Annotated in this window: 6 protein-coding genes; 2 read left to right on the forward strand and 4 right to left on the reverse strand. The window is 58.1% G+C overall.

Features of this window, described 5'->3' with window-relative positions:
* Positions 1-9 precede the first annotated feature (9 nt).
* Together tkt and tal are read left to right on the forward strand one after the other, a co-directional pair.
* On the forward strand, positions 10-2,118 hold the full coding sequence (gene tkt, locus HMPREF1494_RS08060; protein ID WP_034521838.1) for a transketolase: 2,109 nt from the start codon (positions 10-12) through the stop codon (positions 2,116-2,118).
* Between the two features lie 90 nt (positions 2,119-2,208).
* Positions 2,209-3,312 carry a transaldolase gene (gene tal, locus HMPREF1494_RS08065; RefSeq protein ID WP_003840161.1) on the forward strand — a complete coding sequence of 368 codons (1,104 nt, stop codon included), beginning with the start codon at positions 2,209-2,211 and terminating at the stop codon, positions 3,310-3,312.
* A gap of 92 nt (positions 3,313-3,404) precedes the next feature.
* Here the strand turns inward: tal and HMPREF1494_RS08070 are convergent, their stop codons facing one another.
* The 4 genes from HMPREF1494_RS08070 to tpiA form a co-directional block, all read right to left on the reverse strand.
* A complete protein-coding gene (locus HMPREF1494_RS08070; protein ID WP_080822305.1) occupies positions 3,405-4,946 on the reverse strand; it encodes an aminotransferase class I/II-fold pyridoxal phosphate-dependent enzyme in 1,542 nt (513 codons plus the stop codon).
* A 160-nt stretch (positions 4,947-5,106) separates the two neighbouring features.
* Positions 5,107-5,958, reverse strand: coding sequence for an HAD family hydrolase (locus HMPREF1494_RS08075; protein ID WP_012902143.1), 852 nt, complete (start codon positions 5,956-5,958; stop codon positions 5,107-5,109).
* A gap of 90 nt (positions 5,959-6,048) precedes the next feature.
* A complete protein-coding gene (secG, locus tag HMPREF1494_RS08080) occupies positions 6,049-6,297 on the reverse strand; it encodes a preprotein translocase subunit SecG (protein ID WP_003840168.1) in 249 nt (82 codons plus the stop codon).
* 114 nt (positions 6,298-6,411) lie between these two features.
* Positions 6,412-7,206 carry a triose-phosphate isomerase gene (gene tpiA, locus HMPREF1494_RS08085; protein ID WP_003841753.1) on the reverse strand — a complete coding sequence of 265 codons (795 nt, stop codon included), beginning with the start codon at positions 7,204-7,206 and terminating at the stop codon, positions 6,412-6,414.
* Between the last annotated feature and the right edge of the window lie 92 nt (positions 7,207-7,298).

Genomic DNA, 7,298 nt, shown 5'->3' on the forward strand with positions numbered 1-7,298 from the left:
AGTAATCCTATGACCGAATTCAAGGAGACCGAGCTGGACGAGCGCGCCATCAAGATGGCCAAGGTCCTGTCGGCCGACGCGGTTGAGCGTGCGGGACACGGCCACCCGGGTTCCCCCGTCTCCCTGGCGCCCATCGCCTACACCCTGTACCAGCACTTCATCAAGCACGATCCGAATGATCCCAAGTGGGAAGGTCGCGACCGCTTCATCCTTTCCGGCGGCCATGCCTCCCTCACCCAATACGTTCAGCTGTACTTCTCCGGCTACGGCCTGACCCTGGACGACCTGAAGAACTTCCGCGGCGGCGCCGATACCCGCACCCCGGGTCACCCGGAATACGGCCTGACCCCCGGCATCGAAATGACCACCGGTCCGCTGGGCCAGGGCTTCGCCTCCGCCATCGGCTTTGCCTACGGTCAGCGCTTCGAGCGCGGTCTGCTTGATCCGCAGGCTCCGGAAGGTGAATCCCCGTTCGATCACAACATCTGGGTCATCTGCGGTGAAGGCGATATCGAAGAGGGCATCTCCGGCGAAGCCGCATCCCTCGCCGCCAACCAGCAGCTGGGCAACCTGACCGTGATCTTCGATGCCAACCGCATCCAGATCGAAGGCGACACCAACCTGGTGCTGGCCGAAGACGTGCTCAAGCGCTTCCAGGCCTACGGCTGGTACACCGATGAGTTCAGCTTCATCCAGCCCGACGGCTCCTACAAGGAGGACGTCGACGGTCTGGCCGAGACCATCGCCAAGGCCCAGGCCGCCGCCCCGAACCAGCCGAAGCTCATCAAGGTCGACACCCTGATCGCATGGCCGACCCCGGGCAAGACCAACGATCCGTCCTCCCACGGCTCCAAGCTGGGCGCCGAGGCCGTCGCCGGTCTCAAGAAGCTGCTCGGCTATGATCCGGAAGAATCCTTCCACGTCGACGAAGAAGCCCTGGCTCACGCCCGCAAGGTCGCCGAGCGCGGTCTCGAGGCCCATAAGGAATGGGACGAAAAGTACGACGCATGGCGCAAGGCCAACCCGGACAAGGCCGCCCTGTACGACCGCATCAAGGCCGGCGAGCTTCCGGAAGGCTTCGATAAGGCCATCGACGACCTCGAGGCTACCTTCGAAGTTGGCAAGGGTGTCGCGACCCGTGGAGCTTCCGGCTCCGTGCTGAACGCCATCGCCGCCGTCATGCCGGAACTCTGGGGCGGCTCCGCCGACCTCGGTGGCTCCAACAAGACCGACCTCAAGGGTGCCGCCACCTTCGCTCCGGAGGAGTGCGCCACCAAGCAGTGGCCGAACTGCAACAAGTACGGTCGTCAGCTGCACTTCGGCGTGCGCGAGTTCACCATGGGCACCATCACCAACGGTATCCTGCTGGGCTCCCACACCCGTCCGTTCGGCGGCACCTTCTTCATGTTCTCCGACTATGAGCGCCCGGCCGTGCGTCTGGCCGCCCTTATGGAGATCCCGAACCTGTACGTGTGGTCCCACGACTCCGTCGCCGTCGGCGAGGATGGCCCGACCCACCAGCCGATCGAGCATCTGGCATCCTTCCGTGCCATCCCGCAGCTCGAGGTCGTTCGTCCGGCCGATGCCTATGAGACCGCCGAAGCCTACCGTGCATTCTTCGAGAAGAAGAACACCCTCCCGGCCGCCATGGTCCTGACCCGCCAGGGTGTCCCGGTCCTCGCCGAGACCGCGGCAAAGGCCAAGGAAGGTGTGAAGAAGGGCGCTTACGTGCTCATCGACACCGAAGGCACTCCGGATGTCATCATCATGGCCACCGGTTCCGAGGTTCAGTGGGCCGTTGCCGCCGCCAAGACTCTGGCCGGTGAAGGCGTCAAGGCCCGCGTCGTGTCCGTGCCGTCCCTCGAGTGGTTCGAAGAGCAGGACGCCGAGTACAAGGAAGCCGTGCTGCCGGCCTCCGTCAAGGCCCGCGTCTCCGTCGAAGCCGGCGTTGCCATGCCGTGGTACAAGTACCTTGGCTCCTACGGCAAGCCCGTTTCCATCGAGCAGTTCGGCCTGCAGGGCGATGGCGCTCAGAACATGATCGATCTGGGCATCACCGCCGAGCATGTGGTGGAAGCCGCCAAGGCCTCCATCGCCGAAGTCGAAGCCGCCAAGTGACGCATCGGGGAGGGATACGAAGCCCGTATCCCTCCCCTTTCACCGAACAACACAAGATTTGATCCAAATAGGTATCAAGGAGAAACAACAATGACTGAAGCAACTCAGCGCACCTCTGACTCCGGTGTCTCGATCTGGCTGGACGACCTGTCCCGCACCCGTATCGAGTCCGGCAACCTGCAGGAGCTCATCAAGGACAAGAACGTCGTTGGCGTCACCACCAACCCGTCCATCTTCCAGAAGGCTCTGAGCCAGGTCGGCCCGTACGACGCCCAGCTTAAGGAACTCGGCAAGGTTGACGTTGAGACCGCTATCCGCGAGCTCACCACCACCGACGTGCGCAACGCCACCGACATCTTCCGTGAGGTCGCCGAAGCCACCGATTTCGTTGACGGCCGCGTCTCCATCGAGGTGGATCCGCGTCTGGCTCACGAGACCGAAGCCACCGAGAAGCAGGCTGTCGAGCTCTGGGAGAAGGTCAACCGTCCGAACGCCATGATTAAGATTCCGGCAACCCTCGAAGGCCTGCCGGCAATCACCGCCACCCTGGCCAAGGGCATCTCCGTCAACGTCACCCTGATCTTCTCGCTCGAGCGCTACGAGCAGGTCATCGACGCCTTCATCGAGGGCATCGCCCAGGCTGACGCCAACGGCCACGATCTGAACCACATCGGTTCCGTCGCCTCCTTCTTCGTTTCCCGTGTGGATACCGCCGTCGACAAGCAGCTCGAGGAGATCGGCTCCGACGAGGCCAAGGCTCTCGAAGGCAAGGCCGCCATCGCCAACGCTCGTCTCGCTTACGAACTGTTCGAGAACAAGTTCGCCAACGATCCGCGTTGGGCCGCCCTCGAGGCCAAGGGCGCCAAGAAGCAGCGTCCGCTGTGGGCTTCCACCGGCACCAAGAACCCGGCTTACTCCGATTGCGTCTACGTTGACGAGCTCGTCGCTCCGTTCATCGTGAACACCATGCCGGAGAAGACCCTGAACGCTCTCGCCGACCACGGCAACGGCGCTCCGACCATCAAGGGCACCTACGAAGAGTCCCACGCCATCATGGCCAAGCTCGCCGAGCTGGGTATCGACTTCAAGGCCGTCACCGACAAGCTGGAAGCCGATGGCGTTGCCGCCTTCATCAAGTCCTGGGATTCCGTCCTCACCGATGTCCAGGCCGGCATCGACCGCGTCAACGGCTGAACTCATTCGCTGACGCTCCGTTCATCCGGTAGATAGCAATTGGCCCCCATCCATTGTGGTGGGGGCCAATTGCTATTCGGACCGTTGCAATATCAGTCCTGATAGTATGTACCGAAGAAATCGGCAAGCTCACCGATGGTTTCCCTCAGCATGCCCATGCGAGGCAGATAGACTACGCGGAAGTGGTCCGGCTGTTGCCAATTGAACGCACCACCATGGCTGATCAGGATATGCTTGTCATGCAACAGATCAAGGGCGAACTGCTCATCCGAATGAATGTTGAACTTCTTCACATCGATCTTTGGGAAGATATAGAACGCGGCCTTGGGCTTGACTGCCGTAATGCCCGGAATCTCATTGAGCATGTTGTAGACGAGATCGCGTTGATCATGGACCCGTCCTCCGGGAACCAGATAGTCCTTGACGCTTTGATGTCCGCCCAGGGCGGTCTGCACGATTGACTGTGCCGGTACGTTTGAGCACATACGCATGTTGGCCAGCATGTTCAGACCTTCGATATAGTCCTTGGCGATGCGCTTGTTGCCGCTGAGAATCATCCAGCCAACACGCCAACCTGCGATCATATGAGACTTCGACAGGCCGGAAAACGTCACGCAGAACAAATCCGGCGCGAGCGATGCGATGGAGATATGCTCCAGACCATCCATGACCAAACGATCGTAAATCTCATCGGAGAAGAGCATCAACTGATGTTCACGCGCTATTTCAACGATCTGTTCGAGAATTTCCTTCGGATACAGTGCGCCGGTCGGATTATTGGGATTGATGATGACGATGGCCTTCGTTCGATCGGTGATCTTGGAACGTATGTCCTCAATATCCGGATACCATTCGGATTCCTCATCACAGGTATAATGTACCGCTGTGCCGCCGGCCAGATTTACGCAGGCCGTCCACAACGGATAGTCTGGAGAAGGGACCAGCACTTCATCGCCATTGTCAAGCAGGGCCGACAATGACAGATTGATCAGCTCGCTGACGCCATTGCCGGTATAGATGTCATCGATGGACACGTTTGGAATGCTTTTCAGCTGCGCATACTGCATGATGGCCTTACGCGCCGAGAACAGACCCTTCGACGGCGAATAGCCTTCCGTGTCCGGCAGCTGCTGCGACATATCGTAGACGACCTCATCCGGCGTGCGGAATCCGAACGGAGCGGGATTGCCGATGTTCAGTTTCAGAATATGCGTTCCAGCGGCTTCCATGCGTGCGGCCTCGTCAGCAACCGGACCACGAACATCGTAGAGCACATTGTCAAGCTTGTGGGATTTAGTAAAGGTACGCATGGTTCTTCCTTCTGCTGATTGCGTTGGCGCTGGCACGGCATCATCATGATGGGTACCGGTAGGAACCGGCTCAGGCAAAGCGGTGACATCTTGATCCATCGGCACGTCTTCTCCCATCAACCATTGCTCGTTCACTTGCAGGAACGCCGCAAGAAAGTGGGCGATGTCAGCACGGGGCACGGTTTTTCCGCTCACATACTGGCTCATGTGGCTTTTTCCGAGCTTGATATTGAACTTTTCAGCTGCGTGTACGAAATCAATTTGCTTCACCCTGCGAAGCGCCATGGCGCTGCTCAGCCGGACGGAAAATGATGTATTCGTCATGCCGATCCTTCCAGTTCAATTTCAATCAAGCACTGGTTCAAAGTCTAGCACCACGTCAGAAGAAAAACCTCCAAAGTTCAATCTGCGATGTGTCTCCTTGATAACCGGATCATCTGGAAGTTCAATCTATAGCTCGTCCGACGGTGCAATCCGCTAGGGTTCACAGAAGATGACGCTCGATCCACTGCGCCACACCGTCATCGTTATTTGACGGGCAAATCTCATCGGCGATCCTCAGCACATCGGGATTGGCGTTAGCCACGGCCACTCCCCTGCCCGACTGCTGCAACATGGAAATGTCGACCAAATCGTCACCGAATGAAGCCGTCTGTGACAACGGCGTGGAGAAATGATCGGCCAGAATGTTCAAGGCATGTTCCTTATTGGCGTCCGGGCTCATGAGCATCCACAGCGATCCCTCCGAAATATGCACGTCAAAATCCGCGGGAATGAGTTCACGCACACGATTCCATTGTTCCGGATTCGGAAACAGTATCAGCTTGTCGGCGATGCCTTCAGGCACATCATTGAAGTCGGTATACCTCCAGGTCTGCGTCTTCCAATATTTGGTGACATCGAAATTCGTGTACCGAACATCATCCATGACGATGCCGACTTCCATGCCGGGCAGCTCCTCAAGCAGATACCTGCACACTTCGCAAGCGCGCCGCGAAGAGAAGCCGATTTTCATCAGATGGCCGTCTTTCGGAGGTATGCCGGAAGTAAGCATCTCATAATCCGAAGCGGCGGGGTTGAAGTCGATCAGGGCGCCGTTCAGATAGGCGACGGCATCGACCGGCAGCTTATCCACGAATTGCAATCCGGTACTGACGGGCCGTGCCGTTTCGACCACGAACGTCATGCCGGCGTCATGCAGCCGGTTGATGCTGTCGATGGAACGTTGCGTCAGAAAACGTTCCTCGAAGGTCTCGCCATCATGCAGCAATGTACCGTCAAGATCGGCCACGACCATGGTAGTCGCATGAGCGCGTCCGGTTTTCGAAGAGGCCATGTCAGTCAGTCCTTTATCCATCGTGGGGAGGCAGAACGAATTTCGGCCCATGACCGTATGCCGATCATGGGCCGAAACCATGCAAACGTTTCAGATGAGGTTGAACTTCGTCATCAAACCGAGGGCGATGATGATGGCCACCCACAGCAACGCGATGATGACGGTCCAACGATTCAGGTTCTTTTCGGCCACACCGGAGGAACCTGCATTCTGGGTAAGGCCTCCGCCGAACATATCGGACAGGCCGCCACCCTTACCCTTGTGCATGAGAATCAGCAGGGTGAGCAACAAGCTGAAAATAACAAGAACAATCTGTAGCACAAGCTTGACGATGGCCATAGCGGACACGAGTGAACCTCCAGTTCGTAAACACTGTTGCCAACAATACCGCATGGTGTTGAGAAAATCGAATACTGACCACACCTATTGGATCATGAAGGCGAATACACCTCTCTAGGCGGTCGCTTCGAGAGTCAAACGGCAGATTTTGGTAAGCTCATCCACCTTCAATGCGGCGCCGCCGATGAGGAATCCGTCGACATCCGGTTCTCCGATGAGCTCGACCGCATTCTTGGAAGACACCGATCCGCCGTAGAGAATGCGCACCGTATCGCCAACCGCGGCACTGAACGTCGCCGTAAGATCATCCCGGATGGCCTTCGCCGCATCCTGCGCGGATTGCGGCGTGGCAACCATGCCGGTACCGATGGCCCAGACCGGCTCATAGGCCACAATCAGTCGGGAGGCTTCCTCATCGGAAAGATCACGCGTAACGTCATGTACCTGCCCGACGGCGAAATCGAGTTCAATGCCCTTACGCCGCTCCTCATAGCTTTCGCCCACGCACAGGATGGGCTGCATGCCGGCCGCCAGCACCGCACGCACCTGATCGACGATATTCGCATCATCCTCCGGATGGTATTTGCGGCGTTCGGAATGGCCGACGATGACATACGAACATCCAAGATGCGCAATCATATCCGCGGAGACGTCGCCGGTGAATGCCCCCTGCGACGTAACGGACACCGCCTGCGCCCCATAACGAATCTTCAGGTTGTCGGATTCCACCAGCACCTGCACGCTCCGCAATGAAGTGAAGGATGGCATCAAGGCGATTTCACAGCGTTTATGGTCGAAATGCACGTCGCGCAGTTTCCAGGCCAACTGCTGTACGAAATAGGTGGCTTCGAGATGATCGAAGTTCATTTTCCAATTGCCCGCGACCAGCGGAATGCGCCGTGATGTCATATGACTATCCTATTCCCTGCCTGTATTGTGGAAGCGATTGTTCAAGATATGCGCAACGATGAACAAAATAAGAGGTGCCCTCCCACCGGAAG

It is taken from the genome of Bifidobacterium sp. MSTE12, assembly GCF_000513015.1.
GTDB lineage: Bacteria > Actinomycetota > Actinomycetes > Actinomycetales > Bifidobacteriaceae > Bifidobacterium > Bifidobacterium dentium.